Genomic DNA, 19,854 nt, shown 5'->3' on the forward strand with positions numbered 1-19,854 from the left:
GATTTTGAGCTTTTTTAATTTTCTTGGGAGTTCTAAATGCCAATGAAAATGATTAAGCTTTTGTTTCCACGTAGTTTATTCGAACTGTGCAACATTAAAACTTACACCCACCTTACATTATTTGGTTTATAATATTGATAAGGAGTTGTTGTCTAATTGAATGTTAAAAATTTAAGTACATCCATTTCTGAAGATATAATTATCACTAATTTGACAGGTTTCATAAGCCTTGCTGATGTAAACACCTGGTTTAATTCATTTGAGAAAACGTGCTATTCATTTATTAGACATGGAAAAAAGTATAAGTTGTTAGTTAATCGTAAAGGTTATACTCCAGAACATTTTTCTGTACAAAAATTGTGGAAAGAAAAATTTTTCTCTAATAATATATTAGAGAACACGATTGCAGTCGCTTTTTTATTAGAAGAAGGGGATATTCTAATTCACCTAAAACATTCTAATACCAAAGACAATGCAATGTTCTCAAGTAACTATGACCAATTAATTGACTGGCTTACTAAATATAAATAATGGATTTCTACTCCTAAGTTGCTGAAAGGTAACTTTTTTTCATGCACAGTTTGCGTCAACTGCGGGATACTTTTTATAGAACTAACCTGCCCCGTTTATTCCATAAGAAAAGAGCTGCCTTTAAAACAGCTCCGATCTTCGGCAAACGCACCCTGTTAGCTGAAGAGAAAAGTATTGATTATCTTCCCTCTTCATTTGTCCTTATTCCACTTATATGGGACTTTCGCCCAATTATATAGCAAAATAATCAAGAACAATATAAAACAGGCCATTATGTTATCTATCCAATCAACCTCTTTGTTAGCAATAAATTTCCAAACGGTTAATATCACAAAATATATTAAGGGAAATCTGATGCTTTGCTTAAACATAACATCACCGACTTCATTCAGATTTTTTCTACAAGGTTTGTTATGTAAAACTAACTTGCTCCGTTAGTTTTTAAATTCATCCAGGTCAAATCTTGCAATTTCTTGATTTTCGATCGTTACAATCAGGAAAGCATCAAATGCATTCTCTTTCAGTTGGGCTAATTTTTCTTTTGAAGGTACAAGCAACGGAACTTCGGGATTTTCTTCGCTTACACCTAAATCGTAGGTACATGTATACTTCTCCATTTGGTCAGCATTAATAATGGATATAAGGGATTGGCCGAACCCTACGCCACTCTCATTATAATCGTCAGGATTGTAGATATTGAAGCCTATCACATCTTTTGACACCGATTTTAATTGGTCTTTAGGCTCAATCTTAAGTTCGATTCCTTTATCAGCTTTCTCGATGCTGCCTACTGGATCATCGCCATTATTTTTAATGGTGAATCGATAAAATAAAGCGGTCGGTATCAGCTCATCTCCTTTTCTTTCCCCTTCGGTTATCCTAATCGCACCAACTACGCTTTTATCTTTCACAATATCAACATCCGCATCTACTAGCTCCAGAGAAGGCTTCGCTGAACAACCTGGTAAAAAGAATAAAACGAAAAAGAAGCTAATAAAAAGAACAAACCATTTCCTCAAGTGATCACCCCTATTTCACACTACCATAATTTACCTAAAAATTACATGGAATTCTGCTGAATTCACTGCATCTTTTGGCCCTGTTAGTTCGCATATTTCACAATTATAATTAATATTCAATTGATCTAATTTACTAATATGGATTTTTTCACTACCGGGGCCGTTAAATGGAAAAGAATGATCTTAATTTATTGAAACAGGAATAATGGTGGTTTCCATTCAAAAGAAGGAGCAACAAATGAGCAGCAATGTTTAAGGACAGAACCTTATCATTTACAGAATATAGAAATGAGTAAACCACATTTGGGGGAATGAAAATGAACATAGAGATGCCTTTAGTGGTGGATGGAAAATTGGTAGTAAGCAGAAAAGAAAAACATGGGTATCACAAAGAAGGAAAAATCAAAGCGAAAGAAATCACGCCCGTATTCACTACAAGAATGGAAACCCGTCAATATAATAAAGCAACCCATAATCTGGATATCAGAAATGTTTTAGAAGTAAATTCTTTCTTGAGAAGCATCACCCTGGATTGGGGAACCCATGTAGCCAATGTAAGGAATTGGGTGAAAAGGAGTCCAGCTAAAACAGTCATCGTATCGGGAATTTTCACGATTTTATTAACACTTTCCGCTCAAACCGCTTCTGCGTGTATAGATGAATATACGTATGTGGTGAAAGATACGGATACGATTGAAGCTATTTCTAAAAAACACGGTGTTACACCGCAACAAATCAAAGAGGCAAACGGTATCACTTCGATTAAAGATCACCAAAAATTACTTTTACCAAGTGTTAAAGATGCGTATGTTACAGCCACTTCTTTGAATGTTCGTTCCTCACCTAGTACAAGCAGTTCCATTGTCGGCAGCTATAAAAAAGGGGATGCAGTAAAACTTATCCATGTGAAAAATGGATGGGCAGAAATAATAATCGAAGGCAGAGTGCTGTTTGTGAGTGCCGCTTACATTTCTGAATCTAAAGCAACGGATCAAGGTACAAAACCTGTTGATACTACCCCCGATACATCTGTTCAAGCTAAGACGATGTATGTACATGCAAGCTCGTTACGTGTTAGGGCCGCTGCCTCTGCAACTGGTGCAGTATTGGGTTCCTTGAAACAAAATAGTAAAGTAACGGTGGTTTCAACCACTAATGGTTGGGCTCAAATCACGTACCACGGAAAAAAAGCATATGTGAGCGAGAGCTATTTAACTGCAAAACCGCAAACAAGCAAACAAGAGAACCCTTCCCATTCTTCTATATACATTATTAAAAGTGGAGATACATTTACTAAGATTTCTAAACGTTTAGGCATTCCTGTAGCGGTTATTCAAGAAGCAAACCCTAAAGTGGACTCATCAAAATTAACAATCGGACAAACGATAAAAATCCCAGTCGTGTCCCCCCCTACTCAAACCAATACGACGATTAACGTTAAAGGGATGGTTACAGGAGTCGACTCAACGGGCGTTTTCCGATTCATAGCCAATGATGGTGTTACTTATTCAGCAAAAGCCACTTCCGATTCACTGAAAAATGAGCTGTTTTCATTACAAGGCACTGAAGTGGAGTTAACATTGGACAGTAAACGAGGCAAACAAATGACGCTGATTGCCATCCGTCCATTCAAGTAACTCACAACAAAAAAGCATCCAGTTGGATGCTTTTTTCATTCGGCTTTTTTATACGATCATTGTTGACTGGCAGAGGTGGATCTACCGTTAAAAATTATACGAGTCCTTATACTAGTTTCGAAGGCTTAAATGTCGGAAATTGACGCCTGATGAGCGTTTAACCATCGTTATAGTCTGCATCTGGCGAGATGCCGAGAAGCAGGAAAAAATTTATTGTCTACATTTGTGTTATTGAAATCACTATACACTAAAATAATACTTCTTGGACTAATCTGACCCGTTAGAAAAAGGAACCATCCAAAGTATGAAACAAATTAGAAAGGTTTAATCAAATAAACCATCTCCATAATTTGTTCCATCAGTATCCAAAATGACTACCTTTGATTTTATACGAGTAAGTGCTACAGCTATATACGGATTTGGCTCAGGGTTTTTATTAAAAGATGTCCGAATGCGGATGATAGTCTTTTCACTATCTTCGTTCACTTCCAACACTTCAATGGTATTTCCCTTTCTTTCACCACCCATTGATATTAATAAAAAGTCCTCCCCTTCACCTCCTTTAAACTTTTTGTAACCGACAATCGATGTATCTTTCTCGATTTTTTCAATATAATTCCCAGTTTCATCATCGGTCAGTCTTTCCTTATCCACAACCCTGTAGTCAACTTGATTGATAAATATGAATAAAATATGAAGAGCCATGATTAATGGAACCCCAATAAAGAGAATTTTCCTTCCTAAGGGATATCTATTTAAGAAAAAATATAGAATCGCCAGTGTCATTACACCAAGGCTCAATACACCATACGGCATCCCCTCAAACCCACCAATCACAAAAAGTGAAAACACTAAAATCAAAATGCCTAGTGAGAATAGAAGTAAGAATTGAGTTCTGTCCTCTATCTTTCTCAAAAATAGATAGGTGAGTCCACACATAATAATTCCCAGTATAATTCCTGCTTCATACATGTATAAAAAAATACTTATCTCTCCCTTGGATATTATTTAAAAAAGGATATGTTAGTATAAATGGTTGTTAAGGAATTCCAGTCAAATTTTCACCCAATTCAAAGAACTCCTTCTTACTATTGTTTAATACATATCGTTTGAGTAACATTTAGGCCAGTGTTCGTCATTCATTCCCTTTCACACTCTCTACTTGAATAATATTACAAATTAATAGGATGCCACATTCATTTTTTTCATTACTATTCCTAAGGAGGTTTAATGTTTATCACACAGTTGAACTCCCCTGCCCCGTTAGTTGCATAAAGAAAAAGTTGCCTAAAAGAAAGCTCCGATCTTCAACTAACGCACCCGCTCATTGTTATTCTCTAATAAAATCCAATCTTTAAAATAATCGTCATCCTTTAAGTTCAAATCGTATTTTAAAAAACGTACAAACTCTAGTGTATTTACTTCCTTATATTGATAATGATCATAATAATTTTTGAGAAAATCTTCTGCTTTTAATTCCCCACCATTTTCCTGAAAAACTTTCCAGAGCATTTCGGAAGATTTCCCATAAATATAACCACTCTGTTCGTTAAAAGAGTATTTATCTAATGGTAAGTTTACAGGTAAAGTAAATTCCCTAGAGAGCTCTTCATCAAAGGAACTATCATTACCTTGATTTGCATAAAACAACGAAGTAGCGAGCGTTGTTATACCTTCATCCAGCCAGGCATCGTGATAAGAATCATTACTTATAACCCCATAAAACCATTGATGAGCAATTTCGTGAACAACTGTACGTTTTAGATGTTCAGGACTTTCAAGCCAATGATTATAAATAGAACTAGCTGTTACTACACCTGGATATTCCATTCCTAATTCATCTAAAATAATATCCAGTTGCTTATGAGGATAAGGTCCAATAGTATTTTGAAAGTAATTCATTGCTTCACTAGCCAACTCAATTATTTCTTTATGTAATTCTTTTCTTTCATCAACCCCAAATACTCTAATTGTAATGTCATCTGTCTTCTTTTGGGTCACATTCGGTTCCCTCAGTAACGAAATATAAAATTCTTTCAAGTTTTTCCCTTCTAAAACGCCTGTACGTTTACTTGGATACCTATCATTATCGCTAGATGAAATTATCGTTAAACCTTTTGGCAATTTGTAATGTATTCTGAAATCACTAAATCCAGTATGATAGGTCTCACCTTTCAACCGATACGCTTCCTTATTCCACTTATGGTTTCTATATGTGGCAATCATAGGATACCATTGTGCTAGAAAATAATTAGTTTCATTTTTGGTAAATCGAAAACCCTTCTCTGGAAGAGTGAATTCATACTTAATGTCGACAACTACATCTTTATTTGGTTCTAACTTTTCATTTAAAGGAACGGTTAACGTATCTTTTTCAAGATTGAACTTTACTGTTTCTCCATCAAGATTGATGCTTTCGACTTTAACAGTAGAGGGTTTTTCTAAGGATGAATTAGTTTCAGTAAACATATTTGGAATAAAGTAAAATATTAACTGTTCCCATTCATCAGTAGAGATATTTTTAATAGAAGTAGTTGAATGGATTTTAAAGTTACCTTCTACATCCATTTCCATATTAATATCGTACTCAGACTCACTACCTGGAGATAATCCTTTTGGTGAAAACCCTTCCTTATCCTGTTTAACCGTTGAAGTGCTTGGAAATTTCACCTTTTCCGTTCCATATATCATCCAGATGGAACCAGTTGCAATTAATAGTAGGCATATAATAATTAATTTTTTAATCTCTTCACCTCATTACATTTCGATTGTTAACTTCTTAAAGAAAGTATTTCTTCAAAAAAATGTAAAATCCTTCTCTTTTCTTTTGCTACTATCCTGCCCCTTTAGTTCCGTAAGAAAAAAGGAGGCCGCTGCAAACTTCCTTATTGATAGCAAGCACCGGTTAGTTAAAACATATTCCAATCGATTTTGGGCAAAATATCTGTAACTAAAAAAGGAGGTAGTCATGGTTAAGAAAACGATACTTGTCATATGTACATTATTTCTTTTGAACATAGTTTCACCAAGGCTAGGGGCAAAAGCTTTAACCTTTGGTGAATTGCCAGCCAAGCAAACATCGAAACAATGGTCTGTTCAAATAGGCCAGGCTGAAAAAGGTAAGGGGTTAGCAGAATCCAAAAACGGAGAATATCATACTTACTCTTTAGAGGTTGATAACATTGGTAAGGATGTAATATCTGCGGAAATTCACATGTATAGAAATGAACCTAATTCTACGACGAAGTTTGCACTTTTTGGTTGTCCTCCTGATCACCCTTGTAGCAAACTAGATACTGATGAACAAGCGATTACCTTAGCTAAACAACTGAATGATGGGTATCCTTATCGATTTAGCAATTTCCTTTTGGCTGAAAAGGCTACGGAATTAGAAGTTGAAATCGTTTGGACTAAAAAAGGCAGCGAAGGCAGACCGTTAAAAGAAACATTTACATTCACTGCGGAATAAAAAGAAAAACAAAAGGACCGAAATAATCGGTCTTTTTCTTGAACTAACGCATCGGTTAGCTCAACAAGAAATGAGTGCTCCTGGTGCTCTCTTATCCTTACTGTCGTATACATAAGCCATTTTCTTCAATAATCTCCTTAACCTTCTGAAAGCCTATTGTTGTCTTAGAATAAACAGGAAAAGACAAATCCCAATTCCCGATTATCACTGTATCAAGAGAAGGAAAGAAAAAATTAGTAAAATACGATTCATTCACGGAAAGTTTCGTTAAAAAGATAAGGGCTTCAACGTCACCTATTTTGTAAATACCCTTGTTGCTGGAAAACAACTTTCGAAAGAAATTTGCCTCTTTTCGATGTAAACAGCTTAATATATGCCTGAACTCTGCTTTTACCAAACCTTTTTTATAAATGTGTACATATACTTCATTCTCTTCTATTTGAAAAAGATTCGTAAAGGTACTAACGAATTTGGGACCGTACTTTACATTATGACTTCTCCCCAATAACTCACTTGCCTCTTCTTCAGTGAGAACTCGATTATATACATCCATAATACCGATATGATTGTATAACTTACTTGGTTCTTCAACAAGATGAGTATTGAATTTTTTAAACTTTGAATGCAGCATATTAATTTCTTCATTCGTTACCAATTCTAACTTCATATTTTTCCCCCGTTGTTCATTTTGTTCTAATAATATTTTATCACCTTCTTTAACTAACCTGCCCCTTTAGTTCATGAAGCAAAAAGGCCACCAAATGGCAGCCCGGGATCTCAACTACAGAACCTGTTAGTTCAAGAATTTTCTATTTGGTATTTAGGTAATAAACCCGATCAGTCCAATCACCAAATTCCCCGTTTACGAAATAAGCTTAGAGAAAAATCACAATAAATAGTACTCCTAGAACAATAAGAGTTATCCAATAAGAAGACAATTTCCTTTTATTTTTAATTTCGAATAAAAGAATCCTTTTCTCAACCAAACTCCAAAAATGACAATAAACAGAATACCAAAAAGAAGGAACATTTTTAATATAGAGTCACTCCCATTTTTTACAGCTAAATGAATTGGTTATTGCTCTCATAAATTCTTGAACTACTTCCCCAAGGATGGTATCCGTTACCTATATAAGTGAATCCATATTTTTCATAGTATCCAATGTGGTCAGTACAAAGGAAAACTTTATTGAATCCTGCTTTTTCCGCATCAGCTTTAGCACGCATTAGTAGCTCTTTGCCTAAAGACCTACCACGATAGCTATTTTCAATATAAAGGGCACATATCCAGGGCCATAAATCCATACGACTAATAAAATCATTGCTAATGAGACCTGCGCAGCCAATAATTTCATCCGAATCCTCCATCAAATACCAAATAGGGAGCGGACTTTTTGTTGTTATGCTGTGCATAATGCAGTCTTCATATACTTTCAGGCTGTTTTCGTTTGCCCATTTGCACTGAATATATTTAATTGCTTTTTCTTTATACTCTGGATAATCTCTAACGCTAATAATTGGCATATTGTTTTCCCTTCGTTAGCTTATTTTATATGAATTTATATACATTTTTTAATCAAATTTATTGTAGTAAATTAGTTAAAGAAGATTTTCATTTTATTATGAGCCTTAACTAATGTAAAAGATAATATAGCTGAAATAAAGATTAGGATTGAACCGAATATATATACAGCTCGTACTCCAACAAAGTCAGCAATGAAGCCCATTAGAAAAATGGATAAACCTGTAACAGTTGATAAAAGGATACCTTGGGATGCATACACCTTTGGTAAATGTTTGGCTTGAATATTTATTTGAAATGCAGTTTGTTGAGCTACATCTCTTATTTGGTAGGCTGGACCCATTGCAACACAAAGCAGAAGAGCCAGTATAGGGTTACTCGTCAGCCCATATATTAACGTGAAAATACTAAATAATAACGAACCGATCGCCATACTAAAAATTAAGTGCTTCTGTATGGTTTTAGCTATGAACAAGGTGATTATACCCCCAAAAATAGAACCGATATAATAACTTGCATTAATAAACCCCCACCATTGTTCCCCTTGGTTTAAGGCTTCTTTTACATACACCAATGTTATTGCTCCTATCCAAATGGAACCTGCCATTCCCTCAATAACATCCATTAATGTAACCAGTCTAAGAGTTTGATTACGCCATAAAATACCCCATCCTTCATTCATTAGTGTCCATTTAGACTTATTTTCTATTTGAACTTCAACGTTATCCATAAAATATTTTGATGTAATATATAAAGCCAATACAGAAACCCAAAGCAATACTACATTAAAAGCCAAAGTTGAATTATATCCCCAATTTATGACAGCAAAACCTGTAAAGCTATATCCAGCTATTTGAACAGATTGTGTTGTAATAGATAAAGAACTGTTAGCTTTCACAAGATTTTCTTTCGGTACAATTTTAGGTGTAACAGAATTAAGTAACGGGTTTCCCCATCCTTCCATAAAAGATATAACTAAAATAAATAATAACAGAACATAAATATGATTAGTTATAGGCAAGAAACCCAGAAGTAAGAAAGTAAGTATTATAGCCTTCAAACCTTGAAGACTCACAAGTAATTTAGAGAAAGTGAACTTTTTATAAAGTAATGGTGATGTAAGGCCAGCAATTAAATTAGCCAAGGCCTTGAATAAAGGAAATAATGAAGCCATTAATGCAGAATCAGTTTTTTGATATATAAATGTGGTAATTACCATAATGTAAATGACATCAGCTAGGGCTATGCTTGTCTTAGCAAACCAGAAACTATAAAACGGTATCCCTTTCATAATATCTCCTATTAATAAATCTACCCACCTATACAATCCCTGTTTTTTACAATTATATCATTAAATACTTGTTTTCCTTAATGAACTATCCCGCCCCGATAGTTCCATGAGAAAAGGAGCTGCTGATCAGCTCCTGATAATGAAGTAAAGCACCCGTTAACCAATAAAAAACAACTAAAAATATAGTTTCTTTTCGAAGTAAAAGCGTGTTTTGAAAAAAGATACGCTTTTACTATAATTAATGAATCATTCTTTTATTAAAGAAACTTGCCGAAACTGGTTAAAATAATCATTAGCATGACAGCTGCAATCGATCGATCACAGAGACTGACATGATTGATAAAACTGGAATTTTGATGAATTTATTTTAATAATGATAATATCATCGCTACAGAATTTTCTACAAATGAACGCTCTGGACGAGATTTCATTAACACGGTAAGTCCGATTAATGAAACGACTAGTGTCTGTGCCAAAACTTTAGCATCAAGGCTGCTTTCGAGCTCACCTGAGCGAATACCTCGGACAATCGTTTCTTGAAATATGATCGAAAGATACATTTGATGCTCCCTTGTAAGGATTTCAAATTTTTCATCGTGAGGGGCAAGTTCCACCATTGTATTAATGCAAAAACATCCTTTGTTCGGACTTTCTTTATATTCCTCTTCCACCAAATCTTCAAAAAATGTTTGAAATGCTTCCTTTACAGATAGATTGTTTTGAAATTTTGTTCGAATATGGGAAGCATGTAGCTTTGTATATTTGCGTAATGCAGCCTCAAACAATTTCTCTTTATCTCCAAAAGCTAAGTATAAGCTTGGTCGTTGTATCCCCATTTTGGCAGTCAAATCGCTTAGCGAAGTAGCCTTGTACCCCTTCTCCCAAAAAAGCAGCATAGCTTCATCCAACGCTTTTTCCTCATCAAATTCACGAAGTCGAACCATAATACATCCCTCATTTCAAAAAACAAAATTTCTTCACTAGATAATTAATCTTGTTCTTGATTCTTTTTTATTTGCTCAATGATTCCCAATCTGTCCACCTGAATCCAGTATTCCACTATTTTTTGATCCTCTAACAGGTATACGGCACTTCCTAATTCAATAACCTCTTTATTTGTAGGCAGATACCCCTCGTACTCTCCGATATGCATTCCTGTCTGCTTCCATCTGACATGAACTTTTTGATTTTGAGAAATTAATTCTTGGATTTCTATTTTAAAATTCCCCCATGCATCTTTCATTTCTCTTATATGATCAGCATAATTCTCAGGTGACCTTTTAATTGTCACCATGCTTTCTGAATTCACTTGATGTGCTCTTACCTCTTTCGCCATAAAAAACTTAGCTTGTTCGGGGTTGCTACCTGACCTGACAACTTCAAAGAAGCTTTTTATAATCTGTTCGTTTGTCTGCAGGAATTTTGGAGCTGGTGAACCGCCCCCAGATATTTCCGTGAATTCGTTATTCCCCGGTATTTGATTCATGGATGATTAACCCTCCTTTTAATTACCAATCGGTATATTATAATCTTATTTAATTACAGTCCTAATGTCAAATTGTGATGATCATTTCAAGGACATCATTCTAATTACTGCTTAACTTACTTGACATCAAAACGTTTTGTTGGTTATCCTTATAAGGAATTATTTTATACTGAACGATATATTATACTTTTAAGTACAAAAAGGAGGGAAGTTATGGTGAAGGTGAAAGAAAAAACAACAATTAAAGGTGAAGATCATGATACGAAAACGAATCAATCTCAAATAGTATCCGGATCAACCATGACTCGCTACATGGCACTATTGTTTGCAACAGCCTGTGGGATGGCTGTCGCCAACATATACTATGCACAACCGTTGCTAGACTCCCTGTCGATCGAATTCGGTATCGCCCATTCATCCATCGGCATTGTCATCACCATTACCCAGCTTTGTTACGCCCTAGGACTGCTACTGCTGGTACCGCTCGGTGATCTACTGAATCGACGTCGGCTAATCATCAGTCAGATGCTTTTATCTGTATTGTCTCTGATTGTCGTCGGCATCGCCCCCATCATCACCGTGCTGTTCACCGGGTTAGCTGCGGTCGGGCTGCTTGCTGTGGTGACTCAAGTGCTCGTAGCGTTCGCATCGACTTTGGCTGCCCCATCCGAGCGTGGACGTATAGTCGGCTTGGTGCAAAGTGGAATCGTGATTGGCATTCTGCTCGCACGAACATTCGCTGGTGTACTAACCGATCTCGCCGGTTGGCGTTCGGTCTATCTTGTTTCTGCCGCCATGATGCTCATCATGACCGGCGTGTTGTTCCGAGTACTCCCGCGTGATGAAAGCGAAAGAGAGTCACTTTCCTATCCGCAGCTGCTTCGTTCGGTGCTCACATTGTTCAGGCAAGAACGAATCCTACGCATCCGCGGAGTACTGGCACTGCTGATTTTTACCGCGTTTAGCACATTGTGGACTTCGCTGGTGCTACCTCTCAGTGCTCCACCATACTCCCTTTCACATACCGCAATTGGAGCGTTTGGTCTTGCTGGAGTTGCCGGAGCATTAGCTGCTGCTCATGCTGGAGGTCTGGCTGATCGAGGTCTAGGGCAGCGAACAACCTGCATAGCCCTAGTTTTATTGTTAGCATCATGGTTCCCAATCAGCTTTACCGAACACTCACTGGTCGCATTAGTCATTGGCGTTATCTTTCTTGACCTGGCTGTGCAAGCAGTACATGTAACCAACCAGAGTATGATTTTCAAAGTGCGTCCTGAGGCAAGAAGCCGACTTACTGCTGCTTACATGATTTTTTATTCCATCGGCAGTGCCATGGGTTCAATTATTTCAACCAATATATACGCAAACTATGGCTGGATCGGAGTATCTCTATTTGGTGCCTCTGTCAGCGCTTTGGCCCTTTTGTATTGGGTAATGACCTACCGTCTTACGGAGCAGATTAGAGAGAAATGATACCGATTTTTAGGTTGTTTGAAATTTTTCAAGACCTAAATCATACCAAGTTACAAAAAGGGGTGATACATATTAAGATGTATCACCCCTTTTACTTCCTGTTCAACAAATGCACCCGCTTGTTCATAATTCCCCATGTTATCAACATGTATACGGAGCTACTCACTTGTTAGAATAAGACTCCTTGATTTAGCGTCATAAATTTTATAGCTTACTTCAAACTTATGATCAAGTTAGCGCCATAAGAAAAGGCTGCCTCAGCAACCTATCTTATTGAAGTAAAGAACCCGTTAGATTAAGTTACAATTCTTCACACTCTCTTTTTCAAGATAAGGAAAATGCTTCCTTATCTATATTTATTTTATAAATGTATCGCACATCCATTCATAAAATTTTTCCTTCTCTTCAAATTGTGGATAATGAGCTGATTGTTCAAAAGTAATAAATTCTTTTTTATTTGCTTCGATCATATCAAAATAATTTTTTGCTGCATTAGATGATGTCATATAGTCGTATTTACCCATGATGAAATAGCATGGTATTTTAAGATCCGTTACTATAGTGGGTAAGGGATTTTTTAATACTTCCTTTAACAAAGTATTTTGAGAAAAGGATAACCCAAAGTTATAACGGATGACATCTAATAAGTTATACTCACTGCTGAATAAAATACCTATGTTATCACCATCAGGGTTATCAATAAGTCTTGAGGCCCCGCCATATTTCATGACATAATTTCGCGGGGTGAACGTATCGCCATTTTTGATTTTTTCTGTTAACCCTTGTAAAAATAAGACATCATCCGTATTGCCAGCTTTTTGAGCCTGATTAATACTGTAGTTCAAACTGTCAATCTCGCTTTCTGTTGTATCACTCATCTGTCCGATACCAATATATGCTTCATATTTTTCAGGAGCTTCATAAGCAGCTTGCATGGCAATATATGTACCATAAGAATGACCAATAAGTATAATCTTTTCTTTGCCAAGACGTTCTGATATATAATCCGTCATAGCCAATAAGTCCTCCACCAGTAAGTCTGAAGAAAGATTGGAGTAGTCCTCAAAAAAATGATATGATTTTCCACTTGCTCTTTGGTCATAATTAACAACCGTAAAATTAGTTTCCAATAAGTCTTGGTATTGATCAGCATATGGTATTTCCGGACATCCGGGTCCTCCATGTACAAAAATAATAACCGGATTATCTTTATCTTTACCACGTATCATGATTTCCTGACTACTTCCATTTATCTCTACTTGTTCTAATGCACTTATACTGTTATCACCTTTTATATGAGAAGTCCATGTTGGTGAAAAAAGGGAAATGATTAATAATATTATAATAATTATTCCGATACATTTTATTAATTTCTTTATATTTATCATTTAATTGCTTTCATTCCTTTCTACTTGATCAAAACAAAAATAGCAGTTGATGAATGAAATTCACTACGCCCCGCCCTTTGTGGCTTTTATCCATCAAAATAAAAAGCTAGTGGAAATTACTATTTAAAGGAGATCATGAACAAGCTAGTGTGTAATTCCAAATCAAAGAACCCTATGATATTTTACCTAAATTATGAAATAATTTCCATAAATATTTGATATTGTAAAGTACAATAAACTGTACACAACGGAACTAACCTGCCCCGATCGTGCCAAAAGAAAAAGCCGCCTTAAAGACAGCTCCGATGACCAGCTAACGCACCCTTTAGTTTAACAAGGGAAAAGATAAACAGTATTTCAACTTTAATACCTATTTTTCCAATTATCATAAAAATCTTTAATGGTTGAATGTATTCCATTTAGAGTAATTAAAATTAAGTACAGCATTATAACCGTAGCAATTTCTCCTGTGAAAAATGCAATAACAGCACCTCTTTCCCGAAAAATATTGAATTTGATGAAGATCCTCAAGTTGTTGGTTCATATCTGACTTGGTTACGCAAAAAGGATAGGGAGTATAAAGGTGATGTATAGGTGAAGGATGGTTTGGATGATCAAAAGCACATAAGGCTTAAGAATGTTGATTCAGCTCCAGTGTTTTTTAAAGTAAAGTAAACTGTTTTTATGGTGACGTTTCTTGAACGGTGTATTAAACAATCGGGCGCGATTGCTGAACAATGAGCAATCGCTTTTTACTAGGCGGATCCGAATAGTTCTATCAAATTATTAGATGTAATTAAGAAACTCAGCTAATCTTCTGATGTGAAGGTAGCTGGGTTTTTAAAGTTGGATGTGCAAAATAACCCTTAAAATATACGCAAATTATCCGTCAAAGTGACAATTTTAAGAGTGTCTTAAAGTTTTAAACGACTCAGCCTAGTAGGGGTCTTAAGTCAATTAACGAAGTTTATTATTTCGCTTCTAATCTTAGCATTGCAAATTTGAAAACGTGTTATACCTAATATACAGTTACAGTCTTTACTAGATAATACTATCTTCCACTCAGCCGTTACATCCCAATTATTTGACTCTCCACTCTGATTACAAGTTAAGGTGTCTATAATTAAAGGGCCACTTCCAATATCTATTAAAGCGCTACTAATTTCGGCTTTAATTTCTTCATTCGCTGTAAGCTCTTTGTTGTTATATAGAACTATCCTGTCATCATAATATAGAGGAATTTTATCTAGTTTATGTTGATTCCAGATATCATTGTAAAATTGGTATATAAAAGAGGTAATTTCAAATGATAACAATGTAGTTTGATTATAAGTTTCTAAGGTTAATTTAGAATGCATGTTAGTTCTCCTCTGCGTTAAAGTATTTTAAATACAAAAAACCTCTCTATTTATAAAAAAGAGAGGTTACATATTCTAAAATATGTTTCTTATCTTGCAAAGCAAATTACTTTGCAGGAATTAGCACCTTTTCAAACATATGTTTGAAGGTTGCTGGGTTTCGCAGGGCCAGTCCCTCCACCTCTCTTGATAAGTATTATGAATTTAAAGACAATTCTATCATATTTAAACAGCAAGTAAATTAATAATTGAAATAAAGTTAGCTTTTATGAATATAAAATAGATTTAATTTTAAAAAACCTTTTCATTGTTCAAAAACATCCTAATATTCTTCTTCCAAAGTATATAATTACTTTGATTTCTTGTTACACTGTCCTGTCCCTTTAGTTGCATAAAGAAAAAGCTGCCTTAACGACAGCTCCAATCTTCAGGTAACGCACCCGGTAGACTCTGTATTACGTGCTTAGATAGCACCATAAATAGCGTATTAATACTGAAAATTTTGCAATGGTTGGGACGCTACAGAAGCTTCAATACTATACTGACTCAATCCTATTTGCTTAACCATTCATCTGTTTTCTTATAAAAAGCTTCTACTAAGTCAGGTCTGTCAATTCCAGGCAAATCACCGGCTATATCATAGCCGTCTTGGCTAAGAACATAGGAAAGACAAGCATAGCTTTCTCTAAATTCAGATAACTCTTCCATAGGAACAGTTATATTGGCATTTGGATATACAGGTACAAGAGAATCTTTTTCGTAAATCCCTTCCATGGAAACGATATACCATTGTCCATTTATTTTTTGTACACTGAATACTAGTTTTGCATCAGAATTTAATTCAACTGGGTATCCATTAATATCTATTCGTTTTTGAATGGTTGCTATCATGATGGCAACCGCCTTATCACCATTGAGCCATATTTCAGTATTATAAATTTTATGTGGTGCGCGACCTGGCATCTTCTTGGAAGCTTCCACAAATTCATGTCCAGTTCCTTGAAACCAGGAGATTGTTATCTTTGAATCAGATGTAAAGCATTTGTCCATTTCATCCCATAAAGCGTTATCTCTGCAAAAACGCTCAAATTCAATTAATTCTTTAACACTTGCCTTATCAATAAGATCCTGTTGTGTATTTACTGTTGGTCTTTTTAATATCATCATATATGCATACTCCTATTTTTAAATGTATTTTATACGGTAGAACAATTTACATCACAAAATATCTTGCCCTATGTAAGATATTTTACTCTTCGACTAAGTATATTGCCATGTACTAGGATTTGATATTGAAGTAGATATTAAGTAAAATATTGTACTCCAGCACAATACTTTTATTATGGAGAAGATAGATATATGAATAATTCAAAACAAGCTAACTCGAATGCAGATACTACTGAAATAAAATTAGCCCTATATATTCAGGAACTATTTGAAGTACTCTATCTGAACTTAGGATTGCAACAGCTCATTGATAAAGCCAGAGAAATACTAGGCCACCCCATGGTTGTTCATGATATGGGATTTAAGGTGCTAACAGCTTCTTATGATGCACATGAGATTGTAGATTTCACACAAGATGAGCACGGAAATAATTATATTAATGAAGATACGATTCAGTTTATTCGTTCCAATAATGTTGCGGATAAGGTACGCAAAAAAGGTTCTTCTGAATACATTAAAAAGTTGGAACCTTTAAACGGAACAAATCTTTCTATAATTAAAATTAATGACATTGAAATTGCACAGTTTGCTGTATATGAGGCAGGAATTAAGTTTAAAGAAATTGATTTTAAACTCATCGATAAGATTACCCAGATTTTGTCTGTTGAACTTCAAAAAAGCAATGCATTTAACATGGACCATAGTCTTATACCAAATTATGTTCTTACAGACTTGTTGGATGGAAAAATAATGACGCAGGATGCTGTTAGAGACAAGCTGCATTATTTAAATTGGATACAAGAAAAGAACCTATATATTATAGTGATATCTAACAAAGACCGAAAAGGATTAGACTTTAAAATTCCAGCAGTGGTCCAAGTTTTAAAAGAATTCATTCCACTGGAAAATTGCATTATATTTCAATCAAATATTACAGCATTTATTCCCAAAAAACTTTATGAAAAATTATTTATTGGCTCCAAATCAGAATTTATAAATTTATTAGAAAGAAATGAATTAAGAGCAGGAATTAGCTTGAATCTCTCTGAAATTTCTGATTGCAAAAGATATTATTTACAAGCAATAGAGGCCCTTGAGATTGGAAAGAAACAAAATATTATCGTATCTTTTTTTAAGGACTCTGCACTAAATATCATTTCTGACTTAATTAAAAGCAAGTACAATTATATGGATTTTTGTCATCCGGCAGTAATAAAAATTATAGAGTTTGATCAGCAAAACCAAACAGATTTATTACTTACACTTAAGCACTATCTTTACTATAGGAGTTCACCAAATGAAGCATCTAAAGTGTTGTGCATCCATAGAAATACCCTATTTTATCGAATCAATAAAATAAAGGACATGACTGGAATTGATTTAAATCATGTAACTGAAATATCGCAGCTCTATTTTTCAATAAGGCTTCTAGAAATTAACGGTTATGAAATTAATGCATGAATTTGAATGCTCTCACCCGCAGTATCTAAGGCTATACTTGTAATTTGTTTTACCTTATCGATAGGCTTCAAAAGTGATAGTGAAGGGGTACCACCAAGTTAGCGATGGCATTTTCCTGACTATTTTAAAAACTTTAATAAAAAAAGGAGAGAACATATTAGCCATGCATAATATGTTCTCTCCTTTTTCTTTTATAGAACTAACGCACGGGTTAGTTTAAGTACATTTTTACACAATCTTATGGTTTGAACATTAAACATTTAAAAAGCACTCTAAAAATATAGTTTCTTTATAACACATAATTGAGGATTCGTAATTAATTTAGCTTTCGCTATTCCTCGCTTAAATCTTACATTGTTTAACCATTCAACAATTGCTTTTGCATCATAATTAGTGTGAATTCTTTCTCCATTTTCTAAAGCCCAATATTCTGTATTCTTTTCCTCGTCAAAAATCCAATTTAGAAAGTCCTCCTGAATACTGTTCATCTTCCTACCTACTTTTGTTGAACAAAAGAAATGTATTGAATAAAATCGTTACCAAAGTCAATTTTTATAATCATAAGATTTGAACTCCTTAAAATCGTTTTGAAATGAAGCTATTATAGCATTCCTTATGCAACTAACCTGCCCCTTTAGTTCCGTAAGAAAAAGGCTGCCGCAGCAACCCCTGATATTTCAACCGTTTGTTCAAGAAATACTACCACATCGGCTCCTCCTTGTTACTGAGTTTATATAGAAATGGCATCCAAACAAACACTAAAACATAAGAAACTAATTCTGAAGCTAAGATATAACCCTGAGGTACACCAAATGATACTAACGGTAGCCAAATTAAAAATGGAGTAAATACAAATAGACTTAATCGATTTTTTGATTTTTTTGAAACGTATTGGAATCCCTCACAGAAGGAACATTTTAACCTACTTTTAAACGTGAATAATTTTACAAAAGTTTCTTTCCAGCTCCACTTATAACCACAATTCTGACAGGTTGGCATATTAAACTACTCCTTTTTTATACATATCTCTACCATTATTTTAACATAAAATTACATTTTCTTAATGAACTATCCTGCCCCTTTAGTTCCATAAGAAAAGAGCTGCCTTAATGACAGCTCCGATCTTCAGCTAATGCACCCGTTTGTTTAAGTGTATTTAGTCACAATGAGAAAGTTGGTAAAACAAGAAACGAAGTTCTTAATATTATTAAAAACTCCGTCTACTATGTGAAAATTTATTTGATTCTTTAGTATCTATTTTAAATTTCCTATATTCCCAAAAGAACCTTATTAAATAAGCGATTATTACACCAACAGGACCTCCCCAGGATGCTGGTCCTTTAATAAGTATATAACTTGAAATCCATCCTAAAATCATAGCGAATGCAAAAATAATTAAATCTATTTTTTTCTTTTTAAAAAATGCCTTAAAATACACTGTTTTCACCTACCAATAAGTATTGATTCTATATTATTGTTTTAATATTTTTATCTTACTATCCTGCCCCCAATCGTTCCATAAGAAAGAGCTGCCTTTAAGACAGCTCTTTTCTCCAGCTATCGCACCTGTTAGTTATTTCACTTAACATTCATCGGGCTTTTCATCAAGTACCCAAGAGATATCAGCCCCAAATTCCAACTGCACGACAGGATTCGGGAAGCATTCTGGTACAAACTCTAGGTCGTAAGAAAAACCTATTGTAAAGTTCTTTATACGAACTGTATTAGTATCATTCCAAGTAGACGTTGTACACAATTCTCCTTCCAACACTCTACCAACTAAATGATAAATACCTATGTATGCACGTATTCCGCATTCATTTGTAGGATAATCAGAGAGGTGTCCTGGTTTAGTAGGATCAATGCCTAGTCTACTGAATATATTTGCTACGGAAGTATCTATATACTTACAAGCAGCCACAAAATTGTTGCAGTATAGACAACTACATACCTCTATACCTTTTTTATAAAATTCTCGGGTCTTATCAATATCAACTTCTAATAACCAATTCTGTATTTTAATCTGTTGCAGCATTTCGACACCCACTTCTT

General features: G+C 34.8%; 19 protein-coding genes and 1 riboswitch. Of the genes, 5 read left to right on the top strand and 14 right to left on the bottom strand.

The features are described from left to right. Positions 1-156 precede the first annotated feature (156 nt). Positions 157-531, top strand: coding sequence for a hypothetical protein (locus AS888_RS04360; protein ID WP_061140945.1), 375 nt, complete (start codon positions 157-159; stop codon positions 529-531). A gap of 434 nt (positions 532-965) precedes the next feature. Here the strand turns inward: AS888_RS04360 and AS888_RS04370 are convergent, their stop codons facing one another. After that, a complete protein-coding gene (locus AS888_RS04370; protein WP_061140947.1) occupies positions 966-1,550 on the bottom strand; it encodes a hypothetical protein in 585 nt (194 codons plus the stop codon). A 317-nt stretch (positions 1,551-1,867) separates the two neighbouring features. Between AS888_RS04370 and AS888_RS04375 the strand changes: the two genes are divergently transcribed. Next, positions 1,868-3,187 (top strand): SH3 domain-containing protein, encoded by a 1,320-nt coding sequence (locus AS888_RS04375; RefSeq protein ID WP_061140948.1) that lies wholly within the window; start codon positions 1,868-1,870, stop codon positions 3,185-3,187. 324 nt (positions 3,188-3,511) lie between these two features. Here the strand turns inward: AS888_RS04375 and AS888_RS04380 are convergent, their stop codons facing one another. Together AS888_RS04380 and AS888_RS04385 are read right to left on the bottom strand one after the other, a co-directional pair. Next, positions 3,512-4,159, bottom strand: a complete 648-nt coding sequence (locus AS888_RS04380) for a YesK family protein (RefSeq protein WP_081092309.1) — start codon at positions 4,157-4,159, stop codon at positions 3,512-3,514. A 339-nt stretch (positions 4,160-4,498) separates the two neighbouring features. After that, positions 4,499-5,857, bottom strand: a complete 1,359-nt coding sequence (locus tag AS888_RS04385; RefSeq protein ID WP_221408563.1) for a M1 family metallopeptidase — start codon at positions 5,855-5,857, stop codon at positions 4,499-4,501. Positions 5,858-6,155: 298 nt separating this feature from the next. Between AS888_RS04385 and AS888_RS04390 the strand changes: the two genes are divergently transcribed. Next, a complete protein-coding gene (locus tag AS888_RS04390) occupies positions 6,156-6,656 on the top strand; it encodes a hypothetical protein (RefSeq protein ID WP_260320112.1) in 501 nt (166 codons plus the stop codon). 97 nt (positions 6,657-6,753) lie between these two features. Here the strand turns inward: AS888_RS04390 and AS888_RS04395 are convergent, their stop codons facing one another. The 5 genes from AS888_RS04395 to AS888_RS04415 form a co-directional block, all read right to left on the bottom strand. Next, the gene (locus AS888_RS04395; RefSeq protein ID WP_061140951.1) at positions 6,754-7,323 is read right to left on the bottom strand and encodes a hypothetical protein; all 570 of its coding nucleotides are present in this window, start codon (positions 7,321-7,323) and stop codon (positions 6,754-6,756) included. A gap of 395 nt (positions 7,324-7,718) precedes the next feature. Then, positions 7,719-8,180, bottom strand: a complete 462-nt coding sequence (locus tag AS888_RS04400; RefSeq protein ID WP_061140952.1) for a GNAT family N-acetyltransferase — start codon at positions 8,178-8,180, stop codon at positions 7,719-7,721. 71 nt (positions 8,181-8,251) lie between these two features. Then, positions 8,252-9,469, bottom strand: coding sequence for an MFS transporter (locus tag AS888_RS04405; protein WP_061140953.1), 1,218 nt, complete (start codon positions 9,467-9,469; stop codon positions 8,252-8,254). A gap of 362 nt (positions 9,470-9,831) precedes the next feature. Further along, positions 9,832-10,413, bottom strand: a complete 582-nt coding sequence (locus AS888_RS04410; protein ID WP_061140954.1) for a TetR/AcrR family transcriptional regulator — start codon at positions 10,411-10,413, stop codon at positions 9,832-9,834. A gap of 44 nt (positions 10,414-10,457) precedes the next feature. After that, complete coding sequence (locus AS888_RS04415) at positions 10,458-10,955, bottom strand: ester cyclase (RefSeq protein ID WP_081092310.1); 498 nt, start codon at positions 10,953-10,955, stop codon at positions 10,458-10,460. A 300-nt stretch (positions 10,956-11,255) separates the two neighbouring features. Here AS888_RS04415 and AS888_RS04420 point away from each other — a divergent pair, with 300 nt between their 5' ends. Next, the gene (locus tag AS888_RS04420; protein ID WP_260320119.1) at positions 11,256-12,428 is read left to right on the top strand and encodes an MFS transporter; all 1,173 of its coding nucleotides are present in this window, start codon (positions 11,256-11,258) and stop codon (positions 12,426-12,428) included. A gap of 356 nt (positions 12,429-12,784) precedes the next feature. Here AS888_RS04420 and AS888_RS04425 read toward each other — a convergent pair whose 3' ends face one another. The 3 genes from AS888_RS04425 to AS888_RS04435 all read right to left on the bottom strand — a co-directional run bounded on the left by AS888_RS04425 (position 12,785) and on the right by AS888_RS04435 (position 16,338). After that, a complete protein-coding gene (locus AS888_RS04425) occupies positions 12,785-13,816 on the bottom strand; it encodes an alpha/beta hydrolase (protein WP_061140956.1) in 1,032 nt (343 codons plus the stop codon). Between the two features lie 953 nt (positions 13,817-14,769). Then, positions 14,770-15,174, bottom strand: a complete 405-nt coding sequence (locus AS888_RS04430; RefSeq protein WP_061140957.1) for a hypothetical protein — start codon at positions 15,172-15,174, stop codon at positions 14,770-14,772. Between the two features lie 86 nt (positions 15,175-15,260). Next, positions 15,261-15,370: riboswitch (SAM riboswitch) on the bottom strand. 356 nt (positions 15,371-15,726) lie between these two features. Next, the gene (locus tag AS888_RS04435; RefSeq protein WP_061141070.1) at positions 15,727-16,338 is read right to left on the bottom strand and encodes a nuclear transport factor 2 family protein; all 612 of its coding nucleotides are present in this window, start codon (positions 16,336-16,338) and stop codon (positions 15,727-15,729) included. A 195-nt stretch (positions 16,339-16,533) separates the two neighbouring features. Here AS888_RS04435 and AS888_RS04440 point away from each other — a divergent pair, with 195 nt between their 5' ends. Further along, entirely contained in the window at positions 16,534-17,802 is a 1,269-nt protein-coding gene (locus tag AS888_RS04440) for a PucR family transcriptional regulator (RefSeq protein ID WP_061140958.1), read from the top strand. Positions 17,803-18,074: 272 nt separating this feature from the next. Here the strand turns inward: AS888_RS04440 and AS888_RS04445 are convergent, their stop codons facing one another. The 3 genes from AS888_RS04445 to AS888_RS04460 all read right to left on the bottom strand — a co-directional run bounded on the left by AS888_RS04445 (position 18,075) and on the right by AS888_RS04460 (position 19,849). Continuing rightward, positions 18,075-18,290: a hypothetical protein gene (locus AS888_RS04445; protein WP_061140959.1), complete on the bottom strand. Its 216-nt coding sequence runs from the start codon at positions 18,288-18,290 to the stop codon at positions 18,075-18,077. Between the two features lie 211 nt (positions 18,291-18,501). Then, positions 18,502-18,801, bottom strand: coding sequence for a TIGR04104 family putative zinc finger protein (locus AS888_RS27110; RefSeq protein ID WP_061140960.1), 300 nt, complete (start codon positions 18,799-18,801; stop codon positions 18,502-18,504). A gap of 583 nt (positions 18,802-19,384) precedes the next feature. Continuing rightward, positions 19,385-19,849 carry a hypothetical protein gene (locus AS888_RS04460; RefSeq protein WP_061140962.1) on the bottom strand — a complete coding sequence of 155 codons (465 nt, stop codon included), beginning with the start codon at positions 19,847-19,849 and terminating at the stop codon, positions 19,385-19,387. Positions 19,850-19,854 lie beyond the last annotated feature (5 nt).

It is taken from the genome of Peribacillus simplex (assembly GCF_001542915.1).
Lineage (GTDB): Bacteria > Bacillota > Bacilli > Bacillales > DSM-1321 > Peribacillus > Peribacillus simplex_B.